This window comes from Lentzea aerocolonigenes, from assembly GCF_000974445.1.
GTDB classification, from domain to species: domain Bacteria; phylum Actinomycetota; class Actinomycetes; order Mycobacteriales; family Pseudonocardiaceae; genus Lentzea; species Lentzea aerocolonigenes.
On sequence record NZ_BBOJ01000029.1, the window covers coordinates 38,381 to 54,133 of the forward strand.

14 protein-coding genes are annotated in these 15,753 nt (G+C 69.8%); 8 read left to right on the forward strand and 6 right to left on the reverse strand.

What is annotated here, in order from left to right; genetic code table 11:
* Positions 1-54: 54 nt before the first annotated feature.
* Positions 55-675 carry a TetR/AcrR family transcriptional regulator gene (locus tag AOM45_RS42215; RefSeq protein ID WP_030468717.1) on the forward strand — a complete coding sequence of 207 codons (621 nt, stop codon included), beginning with the start codon at positions 55-57 and terminating at the stop codon, positions 673-675.
* Between the two features lie 29 nt (positions 676-704).
* A complete protein-coding gene (locus tag AOM45_RS42220) occupies positions 705-1,256 on the forward strand; it encodes a hypothetical protein (RefSeq protein WP_051783786.1) in 552 nt (183 codons plus the stop codon).
* Here AOM45_RS42220 and AOM45_RS42225 read toward each other — a convergent pair.
* The 6 genes from AOM45_RS42225 to AOM45_RS42250 all read right to left on the reverse strand — a co-directional run bounded on the left by AOM45_RS42225 (position 1,190) and on the right by AOM45_RS42250 (position 8,587).
* Positions 1,190-4,213 carry an RNA polymerase sigma factor gene (locus AOM45_RS42225; RefSeq protein ID WP_030468719.1) on the reverse strand — a complete coding sequence of 1,008 codons (3,024 nt, stop codon included), beginning with the start codon at positions 4,211-4,213 and terminating at the stop codon, positions 1,190-1,192. The two genes, AOM45_RS42220 and AOM45_RS42225, sit on opposite strands and share 67 nt — an antisense overlap.
* Positions 4,210-4,494, reverse strand: coding sequence for an RNA polymerase sigma factor (locus tag AOM45_RS42230; RefSeq protein WP_030468720.1), 285 nt, complete (start codon positions 4,492-4,494; stop codon positions 4,210-4,212). The genes AOM45_RS42225 and AOM45_RS42230 overlap by 4 nt, the downstream gene beginning before the upstream one ends.
* A gap of 155 nt (positions 4,495-4,649) precedes the next feature.
* A complete protein-coding gene (locus AOM45_RS42235) occupies positions 4,650-5,567 on the reverse strand; it encodes a hypothetical protein (protein ID WP_156093921.1) in 918 nt (305 codons plus the stop codon).
* 84 nt (positions 5,568-5,651) lie between these two features.
* Positions 5,652-6,377, reverse strand: coding sequence for an alpha/beta fold hydrolase (locus AOM45_RS42240; RefSeq protein ID WP_030468722.1), 726 nt, complete (start codon positions 6,375-6,377; stop codon positions 5,652-5,654).
* Positions 6,374-6,838 carry a hypothetical protein gene (locus AOM45_RS42245; RefSeq protein ID WP_201780172.1) on the reverse strand — a complete coding sequence of 155 codons (465 nt, stop codon included), beginning with the start codon at positions 6,836-6,838 and terminating at the stop codon, positions 6,374-6,376. The genes AOM45_RS42240 and AOM45_RS42245 overlap by 4 nt, the downstream gene beginning before the upstream one ends.
* A 42-nt stretch (positions 6,839-6,880) precedes the next feature.
* Positions 6,881-8,587, reverse strand: coding sequence for a C39 family peptidase (locus AOM45_RS42250; RefSeq protein ID WP_059362976.1), 1,707 nt, complete (start codon positions 8,585-8,587; stop codon positions 6,881-6,883).
* 63 nt (positions 8,588-8,650) lie between these two features.
* Between AOM45_RS42250 and AOM45_RS42255 the strand changes: the two genes are divergently transcribed.
* The 6 genes from AOM45_RS42255 to AOM45_RS42280 all read left to right on the forward strand — a co-directional run bounded on the left by AOM45_RS42255 (position 8,651) and on the right by AOM45_RS42280 (position 15,751).
* The gene (locus AOM45_RS42255) at positions 8,651-11,260 is read left to right on the forward strand and encodes an AfsR/SARP family transcriptional regulator (RefSeq protein ID WP_035910826.1); all 2,610 of its coding nucleotides are present in this window, start codon (positions 8,651-8,653) and stop codon (positions 11,258-11,260) included.
* A gap of 24 nt (positions 11,261-11,284) precedes the next feature.
* Positions 11,285-12,193: a LysR family transcriptional regulator gene (locus tag AOM45_RS42260; RefSeq protein WP_030468726.1), complete on the forward strand. Its 909-nt coding sequence runs from the start codon at positions 11,285-11,287 to the stop codon at positions 12,191-12,193.
* A 115-nt stretch (positions 12,194-12,308) separates the two neighbouring features.
* On the forward strand, positions 12,309-13,457 hold the full coding sequence (locus tag AOM45_RS42265) for a CaiB/BaiF CoA transferase family protein (protein ID WP_030468727.1): 1,149 nt from the start codon (positions 12,309-12,311) through the stop codon (positions 13,455-13,457).
* On the forward strand, positions 13,454-14,197 hold the full coding sequence (locus AOM45_RS42270; RefSeq protein WP_030468728.1) for a crotonase/enoyl-CoA hydratase family protein: 744 nt from the start codon (positions 13,454-13,456) through the stop codon (positions 14,195-14,197). Before AOM45_RS42265 ends, AOM45_RS42270 begins: the two co-directional genes overlap by 4 nt.
* Before the next feature lies 1 nt (position 14,198).
* Positions 14,199-14,918, forward strand: a complete 720-nt coding sequence (locus AOM45_RS42275; protein ID WP_030468729.1) for an acetoacetate decarboxylase — start codon at positions 14,199-14,201, stop codon at positions 14,916-14,918.
* Complete coding sequence (locus AOM45_RS42280) at positions 14,915-15,751, forward strand: 3-hydroxyacyl-CoA dehydrogenase NAD-binding domain-containing protein (RefSeq protein ID WP_030468730.1); 837 nt, start codon at positions 14,915-14,917, stop codon at positions 15,749-15,751. The genes AOM45_RS42275 and AOM45_RS42280 overlap by 4 nt, the downstream gene beginning before the upstream one ends.
* The last annotated feature ends 2 nt before the right edge of the window (positions 15,752-15,753 follow it).

Sequence of the window (15,753 nt, forward strand, 5' to 3'; positions counted from 1 at the left end):
CCGCCGAATATAGCAACCGATCGGTCGGTAGCTAAAGTGTCGTAGGCTGCCTCCGTGAGCCCGCGCAGATCTGTTGCCGACACGCTGGAGACACGGCAGCGCATCCTCGACCGAAGCCTCGCGATCGCCTCGGCCGAAGGTCTGGAGGGACTCACGATCGGGCGGCTCGCGGCGGAGCTCGGGATGAGCAAGGCCGGGCTGCTCGGGCACTTCGGCACCAAGGAGACCCTGCAGCTCGCGGTGGTCGACCAGGCCGCGGAGGTCTTCCAGCGCGAGGTGCCGGGACGGGTGAAACAGGCGCCGTCGGGACTTCCGCACCTCAGGGCGGTCTGCGAGGCGTGGGTGTCGTACCTCGAACGCGAGGTGCTGCCCGGCGGGTGCTTCTTCACCGCGGCGACGACCGAGTTCGACGGGCGCAGCGGCCGCGTGCGGGACGCGCTGGCGGGCATGAACGCGTTGTGGCGCAGGGATCTGCGGATCCACGTCCGGCGCGCCGTCAGCTTCGGCGAGCTGCCGCGGGACACCGACGTCGACCAGCTGATCTACGAGATCGTCGGGATCATGCTGGCGCTGAACCACTTCCTGCAGCTCGAACACGACAGCGCGGCGCCGCGCCGGGCACGCCGGGCGTTGGAGAGGCTCCTCGGCGACGGCAGGGGAGGAATCGGCGGCTGAGGCCACTTCCTGGATGGAGGTGGTCGGACATGCGATTTCCCGGAGCGGCCGAGCCCGAGTACAGGACGATGGTCGTCGTCGACGTCTGCGGGGCCGGGCGGGACGACCTGGCTCGCGCGCGGGCCGAGAAAGCGATGGAAAGGGTCGTCCGCAGGGCGTTCCGGGCCGCGGGCGTCGGGTGGTGGCGGGTCGTCGTGCCCGATGGCGGGCACGGGATGGTGGTGCTCGTGCCCGCCAAGGTGTCCAAAGTGGACCTACGGGATGCCCTGATTCCGGCGCTGCTGCGGGAGTTGCGGCTGCACAACGCGCGCAACCCGCCGATCCGGCTGCGGATGGCGGTGTGCGCGGGCGAGGTGCGCCGGCACCGCCTGCGGTGGCTCGCGGACGACCTGAGCGCCGCGTTCCGGGTCCTGCAGGCCGACGTGGCGTGCCAGGACCTGGCCGTGATCGTCTCGGACGTCGTGTACCGGGCGGTGGCCCGGCACGGTGTGCGGGCCGTCGACTACCAGCCCGTTCACCGCAGCACGACCAGCGACGACGTTCCGCGCCCCGCCAGGACGGCGTCCAGACCGGGGTCGTAGCCGACGTGGCCCGCAGCGTCCACCGTGAACGGCAGCCTGCGGCCGTCGGGCAGCATCAGGGCGTGGGCGCCCGGCAGCAGGCCGAGATCGTGCGGCTGCCTCGCGTTGCGGCCGGCGAGCCCGAGAACGGTGAACGACGACAGCCCGGTCGCGGTGGCGTCGACGGTGACGGTCAGGCCGCGCACGACGAGAGTGGACGTGTTCGCCCCGGCGAGCAGGTCCTGGACGGCGTAGGTGACCGTTCCCGCCGGGGTCACGGTGAAGCCGACCTTGGTGCCCGCGGACGTGAGCACGTCGTGCGGGCCCGGCAGCAGGCGGAACGTGCGGATCTTCGCGGGCGCGGGCCACCCCGCTCCGCCGACCGTCGCGTTGGTGTAGTCGAGGTCGCTGACGTCCAGCGTGATCGGCATTCCCACCACCTTCACCGTCGACGTGCCGCTGCCGCGCAGCAGTTCCGAGGTGTACGTGACGATGCCTGCGGTGGTGACCTCGAAGTCGACCTTGTTGCCGGCGCCGGTGAGCACGGCGTGCTTGCCGGGGAGCAGGCGGAACGTGCGGATCTTCGCGGGTGCGGGCCAGCCGGCCCCGGTGACCGTGACGCTGGTGTAGTCGAGCTCGGTGCTGTCCACGGTGATCGGGAGACCGTGAATGGCCAGCGTGCTCGCGGAGCTGGTGAGCATCGGTGACGTGTGGGTGAGCGTGCCCGCCGCGGTGAGCGTGAACGGCACCTTGGTGTTGGCGGGCGTGAGCACGTCGTGGTTGCCCGGCAGCAGGCGGAACGTGCGGACCTTCGCCGGCGCGGGCCAGCCCGCACCGCCGATCGTGACGGTGGAGTAGTCGAGGTCCGTGCTGTCGAGCGTCACGGGGATGCCGTGCACGGCCAGTGTCGTGGTGCCGCTGAGCAGCGGTGAGGAGTAGGTGGCGGTGCCGGCCTCGGTGACCGTGAACGGCACCTTCGTGGCGCCACTGGTCACGACCTCGTGGTTGCCGGGCACCAGGTGGAACGTGCGGACCTCGGCCGGGGTGGGCCAGCCGGCTCCGGTGACCGAGACGTTGTAGTAGTCGAGCTCGGTGCTGTCGACCGTGATCGGGATGCCCCGCACGGTCAGCGCCGACGTGCCGCTGCCGCCCATCAGTGCCGAGGTGTACGTGACGGTGCCCGCCGGGGTCACCTGGAACGCGATCTGGCTGCCGCCCATCGGCACGAAGAAGTGCCCGCCGGGCAACAGGTTCACGGTTCGCACGGGTGCGGCCGCCGGCCAGCCGAGGCCCGACACCGTCGCGTTGGCGTAGCTGAGGCCGGACGAGTCGACGGTGACCCGTGCGCCGCGCACGACCAGCGCGGAGGTGCCGCGTCCACTGAGGACGGTGTCGTAGCTGTGGTCGTACTCCACGGTTCCGGCCTGGGTGACCTCGAACGGGACCGAGCCGCCTCCTGGCGCGCTCAGGGTGTACCGGCCGGGACGCGTGGCGATCCGGTGGGACTGCTTGGGATCGCGGGTGTTGCGTTCGCCCGACAACGAGAAGCTGGTGTAGCTCAACGACGTCGCGTCGATCGTGATCTCGGCGTTCTGGGGCGGCGGTGGCGGCGGTGGTGGTGGCGTGCTGATGGTGCTGGCGGTGGTCGTTGTTGTCGTCGTTGTTGTGGTTGTAGACGTCGCTCTGGCCTGCGCTGTCGTGGTCTGCGGCTGCTGGTTCGTCGTGGTTGTCGTCGTCGCTGCCACAACAGCGGTCGTGGTCGTCGTCGTGGGCACGAGCGCGACGGGCACCTGCTTCGGAGTGCCGGTCGAAGCGGACGGCGACACCGGCGGAGTCGTTGTGACGCCGGAAGAAGCGGTCACCGGTGTCGATCTGGTCGTCGAGGAGAGGGGCGGGCCGTCCAGTGGCGGTTCGGCGATGATGTTGTCAGGTCCCGTCAGCAGGATCGCGATGATCGCCGCGCTCACCACCGCCCCGCCACCGACCACCGCTACGGCGGTTCTGCGGACCAGGTCGGGGTTCTGGTTCACGAACTGCACCACGGACTGCATCTGCGGGGTGGACAGCTTCTCCATCACGAGCGAACGCGCGCGGTCGACCAGCCCACCACCCGCGACGGCGGTCGGTGCGGACGCCGCCGTGTCCGCGCCGCGGCCGAACAGCGCCAGCAGCATGCGGCGGCGTTCTTCCTCGTCCTCGCGCACCAGGCCGAGCAGGCCGGGGCCGAGTGCCCACCGGCTGTAGGTGCCGGCCTGGGACGCGCGCGGGCCGCAGACCGGGCAGGACGCGGAGTGCTTGAACACCGCGCTGGACGCGGACGGGTTCAGCACGATCTTGCGTCCCGGCGGAGTCAGCGCGGCCAGCGCGGGGCAGCTGTCCCGGCCCGTGCGCGCCAGCACGAGCGCGACGATGGCGTTGCGCATGGCCTTGCGGGCGCGGTCGAGCTGGCGGTCGACCCTGCTCGCCGGCAGCTCCAGCTGTTTCGCCAGTTCCGCACCTACGACGAGCTTGCCCTGCTGGACGCTCTGCTCGATGTGCGTGCGCATGATCGGTCGCAGTCCGGGGCTGAGCCCTTCCGCGGCCGCGCCGAGCAGCGCCCACAGCTCCTGCTTGCCCATCAGGCGTTCCATCTCGCTGGGCAGTTCCGGCAGGTCCGGTGCGGCCAGTTCGAGCGGCGCCTCGCCGGGGTCGGCGGTGATCTCGTCCGGCAGTTCGGCAGTGCGGCGTTTCGCGGCCTTGTAGCGCTCGAAGGTGATGTTGCGGGCGATGCCGTACAGCCACGCCTCGAGCACGTCCGGTTCCTGCCCGGCACGGATGCCCTCCAGCGCCCTGGCCACGACCTCGCTCACGCAGTCGTCCACGTCGCTGAGATTCGGCAGCTTGGCCGCGAAGAAGGGCCGCAGCTTCGCCTGGCAGTGTTCGAAGAGCTCTCTCCGCGCGTCCTCGTCGTTGGCGCGCAACCGGTCGATGAGACTCATCGGGCACCTCGCCGGGCGTGGGCCAGCCGGCTGCCGGTCGCGAGCAACCACTCGCGCGGCGGCACGCTCGGCAGCTGGGCGAGGTACGTCGCGAACGTGTCGTGGGTGGCCTCCCACGACGTGTGCCTGGTCCGCAGCACGCGCCAGCAGCGTTGGAACACCGGCAGGGAATACCGGCCGTACAAGGCGTCCAGTGCGGTCCAGTCACCCGCGCGCAACCGCGCGACGAGCTCGCTGTCGTCGTCCTGACCCCCGCGCAGCACGCGCAGATGTGTCGTCATCTCGTCTCCCGAGGAAGGTGGTGGGAACCCGTTCGGGAGTTGTGTGGCGGCTGCGGGCCGGTTCTCCCCGCATCCGGAAGAAAAAGTTCGCTCAACCCTCCCCGCGGGCATTCTGCGCGCGGGGAGGGCCGGGCGGCATCGGCCGATCCGGTGCGTCAGAGCACCGCGAGGGTGACGTCGTCGACCTGCATCCACGAGTCGACGCCCGGCGCCCAGTAGCCGGAGAACACGGTGACACCGGTGGCGGTACCGGAGTTGAACGTGACCGTCATCAGCCGATACCCGGCGCCCGCGCCGAAGCCGGTTTCCTGGAACCTCGTGCCGTTGTTGGGCCGCACACCGAAGAAGCCGCCGGTGTAGTTGCCGGACGTGCGCACCCATCCGTGCAGCCGATAGGTGGTGTTCGGCGTGACCGGCACGAACTGCGACACGGCGTTCCAGTTGCGGCTGGCCGTGCGGACGAACGCGTTGTTGCCGTTGCTGAACGAGAACCCGAGCCCGACGTCCACACCCTTGAAGTCAGGCCCCTCTCCCCGCCACGGCACGCTGATCGTCCTGGACCGCTGTTGCTCGAAACCCGCGTCCGCCACCAGGTTCGGGCCGGTCCGCACCCACACGCAGTCGGGCATCACACCGCCGTGCCTGGTCAGCTGCACCGAGGAGATCCTCTTGCTCCAGTGCTCACCGATCGGCAGCCCCGCTTCGGGGCCGCCGATGCGCGCCAGGTCGTCGAACGTGCGCCCGACCGCGCCGCCGTCGAGGTTCGCGCACGGCCCGTTGCGGTCCGCCCGGTCCCACACGGTCAGCACCGTCTGAGCCTGGACGTGCGCGGAAGCGGGCACGTTGTCCCAGTCGTTCCAGCAGAAGATCGCGCAGTCCCGCGTGACGTTGCGCAGCACGTAGGACGCCGACGCCGGGCCGAGCTCGACGCCGTCGTTCTGGCGTTGCGGGCTCTCCCAGAAGAACACGCGGTGGACCGGCGACCACGGGTCGCCCTGGCCGTCCGCGAGCGCGGGGGACACCGCCGAGACCAGCGCGGTGACCACGGCTGCCGCTATCAGGTGGAATCGCATTTCCTGCCTCCCATTGGTCGTGCTTGCACCACCGATGTGGAGGACGGGAAGCAGTTCTCCCCGCGCGTGCCCGGAAAAGTTCGGTCAGACCCGCGAGCGGAGGAACTCGTTGACGATCGCGGCGACCTCGACGGGCCGCTCGAACACCATGCCGTGCGAGGCGTCGACCTCGCGCACGCGCACGTTCGGGCAGATGATCGGCAGGTCGCGACGCAGCCCCGCGCGGTGGGCGTCCATCAGCGGAACGAGGTCGGGAGGCACCGGCAGGTTCCTGGTGGCCAGCACCAGCAGGAACGGACTCGTGACCCTGGCGAAGATCGGCAGCGCGTCGGCGAACTCCGGTGACTTCCGCAGCGTCGAGGTGATCTCGAGGTTCGGCCGGGTGATCGTCTCCAGCTGCGTCGTGAAAATGGCGTTGAGCTTCGCCAAGCCCTCGTGCACCTCGCCGGCGGGCAGGCCCGCGTAGTTCGCCGGATCCGTTGTCGCGGAACGGTGCCCGTCCAGGCTCACCACCGCCGACGACGGGTGCCGCAGCGCCCACGTGCCGGCGAGGATCCCGCCCAGCGAGTGCCCGACCACGACCGGATCGTCGAGTCCGAAGTGGACGATGGTCTCCTCGAGGTCGTCCAGCACCGCCTCCCACTCCCACGGGCCGTCGGGCGACTCGCCGTGCCCGCGCAGGTCGACGGCCACGGCACGCCCCTCGACGTGCGGCGCAAACGTTTCCCACGCGGTCCTGTCTCCGCCCAGGCCGTGCAGCAACAGGATCGGCGGGCCGTCGCCGCCGTGATCACGAGCCGCGAGCTTCACGGTTCCCTCCTCGAGTCGAGCCGGGCGCGAATGGACGCGACGGTGACGCCGCCGTCCGGATGCCGCGCGAGTTTGTGGCGGCTCACCAGGTCGTGGACGCCCTGGCGGGTGATGCCGAGCATCGCGCCGGCCACCCCGAACGACACGCCCTCCTTGCTCGGATGGCCGGCGCGACGTGCCGTGACACGGCCCAGCGGCGTGGCCCACCACCCGTCGGGCGGGTCGAACGGGGCGTCGCCGGGATAGAGGACCGCCATCAGCCGGATCGCGACCTGCTTGGCCAGCGCGTCGTCGGGACCCAGCAGCTGGGCCGCCCACATCTCGGCGTCGGCTTCGACGGAAGACCGCAGGCCGACGAGGTCGGCCTGCGGCAACAGGATCTCCAGCGGGTCGAGCAGGCGGCTCGTCACGAGCCGGATCAGGTCGTCGCGCAGGTCCACGTGTTCGGAGGTGGTCACCACTTGACAGACGATAGCAAGTACTTGACGGTCGACGTCAAGTACTCAGGCGGCCCACATTTGCACGGGTGCGATGTAGTTCCACGTGTAGAGCTGGTTCGCCCCGTCGTAGCTGCCGTCGGTGCCCGCGCCGTAGGTGTCGTGCACGTAGAACGACCCGTTGTCGTGGTAGCCGATCACCACGGACAGGTGCCCGGCGGTCGAACCCCACGTGCCGCTCATGATCACGAACTTGCCCTGGTCGATGAACGCGCGGACCTGCGCCGGGGTGAAGTTGCCCTGCTGGACGGCGGCGCCGTTGCGGGCCAGGAAGTCGCGCTCGGACTCCCAGGAGGCGCAGGGGCGGGCCGGGTTGCCGCCGCAGTAGTAGCCGGTGATCCAGCCGTGCGCGCCCTTCCAGTTGCCCGTGCGCGACCAGTCGTTCATCACGCGGTTGAAGGTCGTGCCGCGGTTGGTGAACTCGTCGGTGATGTAGCGGCCCCACTTCGACCAGTGCGAGGACGGCTGCGACACCTGGACGCCGAACTCGTTGGGCAGCTGGTAGGTGACGAGGTCGATCACGGCGCTGGTCGGGCCACAGGACGAGTTGCCGTTGAACTCGTTGCGCGTGTCCCACAGCTGGTGGATGTACTCGGCGCGGTTCAGCCGGCCCATCGTGGTGAACTCGCCGGTTGGGCAAGTCGACACGCACTTCGTCGACTTGCCCAACCGGCGACTCGATTCTGTTGATTCAACACCGTCGAGCGACGACGCCTTCTCCGCGGAGACCTTGCGGTAGCCCTTCTGAGGGCTGCCGATGACGGCCGTCGCGCCGTCGATTCCAGTGAGCGCGTAGTTGAACGACAAGCCCTCGACGACCCTGGAGGCCTTCTTCGAGGCGAGGTCCTGGACGTAGACGCCGTTGAACCCGGCGAACTGGTCGGGTCCGAGCTTCTTGTCGGACACGCACCCCATGACCTCGTACGCGACACGGGCGCCGTCGGTGCTCCACACCGCGCTGCGGTAGTGGTGCCTGGTCTCGCCGATCAGCGAGCGGATCTCGCCGTTCTCCGTCGCGAGGCCCAGCCACTGCGGGTCCGCGCCGCCGCAGCGGTAGATCTCGTTGTGCTTGATGAAGCTGACGTGCCGCTCGCCCTTGACGTCGACGAGCTTGAAGTCGCGGTACAGGGACGTGGAGTCGCTGCTGATCAACGGCTTCGCGGCACCGGTCTTCAGGTCGAACCGGACGAGCGAGCCGACGTAGGTGCTGTCGTCGGCCGCGTCCGGGTGCTCGACGGCCAGCAGTCCGATGCCGTCGGTGGTGAAGCCGAGCAGCTGGGGTGCGCGGCCCTTGAGCTTGCCTGCGACCACACCGTCGACAACGACGTTCTCGCCGTCGGCGTACGCGAGAGAAGAGCCGTGGAACACCGCCGAGGTGATCGCGCCGCGGGCAACGAACCGCGACTTGCCGTAACGGTCGACTGTGTGCAGACTGCCGCCGGTCGTGCCGTTGAAGTCCGAGATGACCGCAGACTGCATACCGTCTGCAGAAGACGTCGTCTGAATGGTGTATGCGGGATCGCTGACGTGGAAGGTCGCTCTCTTGGCGCCACCAACGATCACGTCGTATGCGGTATCCGAACTTCCGGCGCCGGAACGGACACCGTGCGCCACCGACGGGCTCTCGGAGTAGGGCTCGACGGCCTGAGCGGGCGGCATCACGGCCGCCAAGGTGCCGAAGGCCACCGCCACGGCGAGTGAGGTTCTCATCATGGGTCAAACGTCAGGGCGCGTGGCATGCGTCCGGTATGCGATCGGTAGTTACGATCGGGAGCTGTGGAGTTCCGGGTGCTCGGGCCGGTGGAGTGTTACGCCGACGACGGCGTGCGCCTGAGCCTTGGGCCGCCCAAGCAACGGGCCGTGCTCGCGCTGCTGCTCGCCCAGCCGGGGCGGGTGTTGTCGGTCGACAGGTTGATCAGCGTGCTGTGGGACGACGCGCCGCCCAAGACCGCGCTGAAGAACCTGCAGGTGTACGTCTACCAGCTGCGCAAGATCGTGGGGTCGCGGCTGCTGTCGCGCGCGCCGGGTTACCTGATGTCGATCGACCCCGCCGAGCTGGACCTGACCCGGTTCACCGAGCTGCTCGACGTCGCCCGCCGCGAACGCACGCCGCAGCGCTACCGGGAGGCGCTCGCGTTGTGGCGCGGGCCGGCGCTGGCGGATCTCGCCGCTTCCGGGCTGTTGCGCGGGGTCGTCGCGCAGCTGGAGGAACTGCGGCTCGCCGCACGGGTCGAGTGCGCCGAGGCGGAGCTCGACCTCGGACGGCACGTCGAGATCGTCGCGGACCTCAACGAGTGGGTGCGCGAACACCCGTTGAACGAACGCCTGCGCGAGCAGCAGATGGTCGCGCTGCACCGCGCGGGCCGGCCTGCCGAGGCGCTCGCCGCGTACCAGGAGTGCCGCCGGGTCCTCCTCGACGAACTGGGGGTCGAGCCGGGGGAGTCGCTGCGCCGGGTGCAGGCCGAGGTTCTGCGCGCGAAACCTGTTGGCGCGTCGGCGATCCGCCAGCTGCCGCCGGACGTGGTCACGTTCTCCGGGCGGAGCCGCGAGCTGGGGCTGATCAAAGCCCGGACTCAGGCTCGGACTCAGACCCAGAATCAGACCCAGAATCAGACCCAGCATCAGACACAGACCGGCAAGGACGGGGTCGCGGTGTGCGTGATCACCGGGCAGGCCGGCATCGGCAAGTCGGCGCTCGCCGTCCGGGCGGCCCACGAGATCGCGTCGCGGTTCCCGGACGGCCAGCTCTACGCCGATCTCTCCGACGGTGCCTCCGACCGCGTGCTGAGCCAGTTCCTGCGCGCGCTCGGCGACCGGCCCGGCGACGAGGAGGCGTTGCGCTACCGGTCTCTCACCGCGTCGCGCAGGCTGCTCGTGGTGCTGGACAACGTTGCCACCGCGGCCCAGGTCAAGCGGCTGCTGCCGACCGGCCCCGGTTCGGCCGTGCTGATCACCTCGCGCCGTCCGCTCACCGCGCTGCACGGCGCCTCGTACGTGAAGCTCGGCGCGCTGCCGCTGGAGGAGGCCTCCCAGCTGCTCGAAGGCGTCGCGGGGAAGGTCGGTGACGCGACGGAGCTCGTGCGCTGGTGCGGTGGACTGCCGCTGGCGCTGCGGATCGCGGGTGCCCGGCTCGCCGCACGTCCACAGTGGACGGCACCGCTGCTGGCGGCGAGGCTCGCCGACGAGACGCGCCGCCTCGACGAGCTCAAGCTCGGTGACGTCGCGGTGCGCTCGGCGTTCGAGGTCAGCTACTCCGAACTGGGTTCTCCGGCCGTGGCAAGGGTTTTCCGCTTGCTCGGTCTGCTGGACGGCCCGGACTTCGCGGTGGCGGCGGCACGGGCGCTGACCGACGTCCCCGACGTCGAGGAGCTGCTCGCCGAACTGGCGGACGCGCACCTGGTCGAGGAACCGGTGCCAGGCCGGTTCGCCCTGCACGACCTGCTGCGCCTGTTCGCCCGCGAGCGCTGCCGCGGTTCGGAGACGTCCGCGGAACGGTCGCTGGCGCTGGAACGCCTGCACAAGCACTACCTGGAAGCGTTGGCGGACAACCCGACCGACCTCTGGCTCGCCGAGGAGCGCGACAACCTGATCGCCGCGGCCCAGCAGGCCTCGCCTGCCGACGCGATCGCGTTCGCCGCCGGGCTGTCCTGGTACTTCCGCCGCCGTTCCGAGGTGGCGGACTGGGCCGCGCTCAACACCCTCGCCCTGGAGGCCGCGCGCTCGCTGGGCGATCTCCGCGCGGAAGCGTTGGCGTTGAAGGAACTCGGCGCGGCCTGCGAGCGCGGCTTCAGGTTCGCCGAAGCCCAGCAGCACTGGACGGCCGCGCTGGGACTGGCCCGCGAGCTGCACGACCGCCAGCTCGAAGCGGTGACCCTCAACAACCTCGGCATCGTGCACTGGCGCCGCCGCGACCTGCCCGCCGCCGTCACGTCGCTGCAGGCGTCGCTGACGTTGCGCGAGGAGCTGTCGGACTCCCAGGGCGCGGCCTACGTGCGGACCAATCTCGGCCTGGTGCACGCGGCGCTCGGCGACCTGCCGGCGGCTCTGGCGTGCTACCAGGACACCTTGACGACCTTCCGCGCGTGCGGCGACCGCTCCGGCGAGCTGCACGCGCTGGCGAACATGGCCGACGCCCACCGCCAGCTCGGCTCGCTGGACCAGGCGCTGGAGCTGGCGGAAGAGGCGTTGCGGCTCGCGCGTTCGGTGGGGGACAGGCAGATCGAGGCAGGGGTGCTGCTCGACCGCGGGATCGTGCACGAGCTCGCCGGACGGACCGCCGAGGCGCGTGCCTCGTACACGGAGGCCGTCGAGCTGTCACGGCGGATCGGCTTCCGCTGGGGCGAGTCCGAAGCGTCACGGAAGCTGGCGGCATTGCCGTCCGTCTGAGCCGAACGGCCTAGTGTGGATCACGTGGAACTGCTGCACCTCAGGTATTTCGTTGCGGTCGCCGAGGAGCTGAACTTCTCGGCTGCCGCGCGCAAGCTGCACATGGCCGCCTCTCCGCTGAGCCAGCGGATCAAGGACCTCGAACACGAGCTGGGGCGTCCGCTGTTCGACCGCAGCACGCACCACGTGGAGCTGACCCCGGCGGGCGCGGCGCTGCTGCCGATCGCGCGGGACGTGCTGGAGCGGGTCGGGTCGATCAGGTGGCGGCTCGACCAGGCCGCGAAACCCGACCGTGCCACGGTGTTCGTCGGCATGCCCGCCGGGGTGCACCCGGCGTTGCGGGAGCGGCTCAACGTCCTGGCCGAGCGCGTCGAGGACCGGTTCGAGGTGAAGCGGTGGCCGGGGACGACCGCGGACCTCGTCGCGGCGGTGAAGGACGGGAAGCTCGCGCTGACGTTGGCGCGTCTGCCCGTGCAGGAGGCCTCTCTCGGCACGCTGCACGTGATGACAGAACGTCTTGGCGCCGTCGTGCCGGCCGACCAGTTCGAAGGCCGTGAATCGGTCAAACTGGCAGATCTCGCCGATCTCGCCTATGCGAAGGCGCCGGAGGAATTGATGCCGTCCTATTTCGAGCAGCTCGACCGGCAGTTGCACGAGCTGGGCATCAAAAAGCGCATCCAGCTCAGCAACACCGGCTACCAGGGCACGTCGGAGATTGTGTCCAGCGGGCTCGGGTTCTCCGTCTCGATGCTGGACGAGGACAGCTCGATGCGCGGCTACCAGCTGGAGAACATGGTGGTGCTGCCGTTCGAGGACTTCCGCGCCCAGCTCGACACGGGACTGTTGTGGCGGCACGACCGCGGTGCCGACGGCGACCTCAAGGAGGTCATCTCGGCGGCGCGTGACATTTTCACGGAACCCATCACCAAATGAACAATGGTGTGACCGCTGTGGTCATACCATTGTTCGCGACATGATCGTTCCCTTTCTGGCCATTCGCAACTAGCTTCGGTTGTGCAAGAACGAAGCAGGTGCGAAAGGACGAACGATGAAGGACATCACCGCCGGTCCGCTGGACGGCGTGCGGGTGATCGACCTCTCGACCGTGGTGATGGGCCCGTACGCGGCCCAGATCCTCGGAGACCTCGGCGCCGACGTGATCAAGATCGAGTCGCCTGTGGACACCGTCCGCAACGGCCGCTACCGCACCACGCCGGGCATGACGCCGCTGAGCCTCAACGTCAACCGGAACAAGCGCAGCGTCGCTCTCGACCTGAAGGACGAAGACGACCGCGAGAAGGCCCTCAAGCTGATCGACACGGCCGACGTGCTGATCACCAACATGCGTCCGGGCGCGCTGAGCAGGCTCGGGCTGAACTTCGCCGACGTCGCCGAGCGCAACCCCGGCCTGATCTACGCCCACGCCCAGGGCTTCCGCGGCGACTCCGACCGCGCCGGTGCCGCCGCCTACGACGAGACCATCCAGGGCGCGTCCGGTCTGGTCGACATCGCCAACCGCGCGCTCGGGCGGCCCGTCTACCTGCCGACGATCATCGGCGACAAGGTCTCGTCGCTGACCATCGCCTACAGCGTGCTCGCCGCGCTGGTGCACCGGAACCGCACCGGGCAGGGGCAGCGCGTCGAGATCCCCATGGCCGACACGATGATCGCGTTCAACCTCGTCGAGCACCTCGCGGGTCACGCGTTCGTGCCGGAGGAGGGGCCGACGGGCTTCAACCTGTCGATGGCCAAGGGTCACCACGCCGTGCACACCAAGGACGGTCTCGCCTGCGTCGTGCCCTACACCCCGCAGAACTTCCGCGACTTCTTCGCCGCCGCCGGACGTCCCGACCTGGTCGAGGACCCGCGTGTCGCGGGCGAACGCCTCGATCCCGCCGACACCGACGACCTGATGGGCCTCGTCGACGAGTGCGCCTCCGCGCTGACCGGCGACGACTGGGCCGAGGTGTGCGCGAAGCACAGCATCCCGTTCGGGCCGGTGCTGGAGCTCGACAGGGCGCACGAGGACGACTACGTCCGCGACGGCCACCTGCTCGACGTCGTGCAGCACCCCACCGAGGGAGCCGTCCGCTCGATCGGCATCCCCGTCCGGTTCTCCGCCACGCCCGCCACCGTCCGCCGGCTGGCCCCGTTGCCCGGTCAGGACACCGCTGAAGTGTTGAAGGAGCTGTCATGAACGAGGTTCGCACCGAACGCGTCGGTTCGGCACTGCTGATCACGATCGACCGGCCGGAAGCCCGCAACGCCGTGAACGCGGCCGTCGCCACCGCGTTGTCCGCCGCGCTGGACGAGCTGGAGACCACGCCGGAACTGCGCGTGGGCGTGCTCACCGGAGCGGGTGGCAGCTTCAGCGCGGGCATGGACCTCAAGGCCGCGCTGAAGGGCGAGTCGCCGGTCGTCGGTGATCGAGGGCTCGGCGGTCTCACCGAGGCCGAGCTGACCAAACCGCTGATCGCCGCGGTCGAGGGGTTCGCGTTGGGCGGCGGGTTCGAGCTGGCGCTGGCCTGTGACCTGATCGTCGCCGCCGAGGACGCGAGGTTCGGGCTGCCGGAGGTGAAGCGGGGCCTGATCGCCGCCGCCGGGGGAGTGGTCCGCCTGCCACAACGGATTCCGCACCACCTCGCGATGGAGATCCTCCTGACCGGTGAGCCGGTCGACGGCCGCCGCGCGGGCACGCTCGGCATCGCGAACAGGGTCGTGCCGAACGGCGAGGCCACCGCGATCGCGTTGCAGCTGGCCGAACAGATCGCCCTCAACGCCCCGCTGGCGCTCGCCGCCGTCAAGGCCGTCGTGCGCTCGGACGACCCGTGGGCCGCGCAACGCAACGAGAGCGCCCGCCTGATGACCACCGCCGACGTCCGCGAGGGCATGACCGCCTTCGCCGAGCGCCGCGCTCCACAGTGGACGGGGAAGTGACGTGCTCGGCATCACACCGCTGACCGCGCCCGCGTTTCCCGCGGTGCAGCCCCGGTTCTACGACCGCGAGTACCTGAACATCGTCTACCGGACCGACCCGGAGGCGTTGCGGGCCGTCGTTCCGGCACCGCTGCGGATCGACGAGCCGCTCGTCCGGTTCGAGGTCATGAAGATGAACGACGTCACCGGCTACGGCCCCTACACCGAGGCGGGCCAGGCGATCCAGGTCGTCTTCGACGGCGAGCGCGGCGAGTACCTGCACGCGATGTACCTCGACAGCTTCGCCGCCACCGCGTCCGGCCGCGAGGTCAGTGCTTACCCGAAGGTGATGGGTTCGCCGAGGCTCTACGCCGACAACGGTGCTCTGGTCGGCACTCTCGACTACGGCACGGTGCGGGTGGCCACGGCGACCATGGGCTACAAGCACTTCGAGCTGGACCGCCGCGAGGCTGAGGCGGAGATCACGGTTCCGACCTTCATGCTGAAGACCATCCCGGACTACGACGGTTCGTTGCGAGTTCAGGAGCTCGTGCGCACGGAGATCACCGACGTCGTGGTCAAGCAGGCCTACACCGGTCCGGCACGTCTGCAGCTCTTCCAGCACGTCCTCGCGCCGCTCGCCGACCTGCCCGTGCTGGAGGTCGTGTCCGCCAGCCACGTCATCACCGACCTGACGCTCGCTCCCGCCAAGCCGGTCCACAACTACTTGGAGGAAGCATGACCACCGTCGCAGTCATCGGTGCCGGAGTGATCGGCCTGTCGTGGGCACGCCTGTTCGCGGAGCACGGCCTGACCGTGCGGGTCACCGACCCGCGCCCGGACCTCGCCGAGGTCGTTCCCGGCGGCGTGATCGTCGCGTCGAGTGTCGCGGAAGCCGTGCGGGACGCGGACTTCGTGCAGGAGAACGGCCCGGAGAACCTGGAGTTCAAGAAGTCGCTCTTCGCTGAACTGGTGAAGGAAGCACCTCGGCACGCCTTGCTGCTCAGCTCTTCGTCCGCGATCCCGTCCACCGCGTTCACCGAGGGGATCGACGGGGAGCGAGTCCTGATCGGACACCCGTTCAACCCGCCGCACGTGATCCCGCTGGTCGAGGTCGTGCCGGGACGGCAGACCTCGGAAGAGTCCGTCGCGAAGGCCGTCGGGTTCTACCGCTCGCTCGGCCGCACCCCGGTGGTGGAACGCAAGGAGATCCCCGGTTTCGTCGGCAATCGCCTGCAGGCAGCACTGTCCCGCGAAGCCGCGTACCTCGTCGAACAGGGCGTGGTGACCCCGGAGGACCTCGACGCCGTCGTCACGAACTCGCTCGGCATCCGCTGGGCGACCGTCGGCCCGTTCCTCGGCGCCCACCTCGGCGGTGGCCCCGGCGGCTACCGGCACCTCGCCGAGCACATCGGCAAGTCCATGCGGGGCTTGGCACTCGGCACCCCTTCGCAAGATCCCGAACGGCTGATCAAGGCCGTGGAAGACGCTTACGGCTCCTCCACGTACTCGGCGCTGGCCGAGACGCGCGACCGCAAGCAGCTCGCCGTTCTGACGGCATTGGAGGAGAACTGATC

Excerpts from the sequence above, each read along its gene's own strand:
- AOM45_RS42270 (WP_030468728.1), top strand. The coding sequence starts at position 13,454 with ATGAACGAGGTTCGCACCGAACGCGTCGGTTCGGCACTGCTGATCACG.
- AOM45_RS42280 (WP_030468730.1), top strand. The coding sequence starts at position 14,915 with ATGACCACCGTCGCAGTCATCGGTGCCGGAGTGATCGGCCTGTCGTGG.
- AOM45_RS42230 (WP_030468720.1), bottom strand. The coding sequence starts at position 4,494 with ATGACGACACATCTGCGCGTGCTGCGCGGGGGTCAGGACGACGACAGC.
- AOM45_RS42265 (WP_030468727.1), top strand. The coding sequence starts at position 12,309 with ATGAAGGACATCACCGCCGGTCCGCTGGACGGCGTGCGGGTGATCGAC.
- AOM45_RS42225 (WP_030468719.1), bottom strand. The coding sequence starts at position 4,213 with ATGAGTCTCATCGACCGGTTGCGCGCCAACGACGAGGACGCGCGGAGA.
- AOM45_RS42220 (WP_051783786.1), top strand. The coding sequence starts at position 705 with ATGCGATTTCCCGGAGCGGCCGAGCCCGAGTACAGGACGATGGTCGTC.
- AOM45_RS42235 (WP_156093921.1), bottom strand. The coding sequence starts at position 5,567 with ATGCGATTCCACCTGATAGCGGCAGCCGTGGTCACCGCGCTGGTCTCG.
- AOM45_RS42250 (WP_059362976.1), bottom strand. The coding sequence starts at position 8,587 with ATGATGAGAACCTCACTCGCCGTGGCGGTGGCCTTCGGCACCTTGGCG.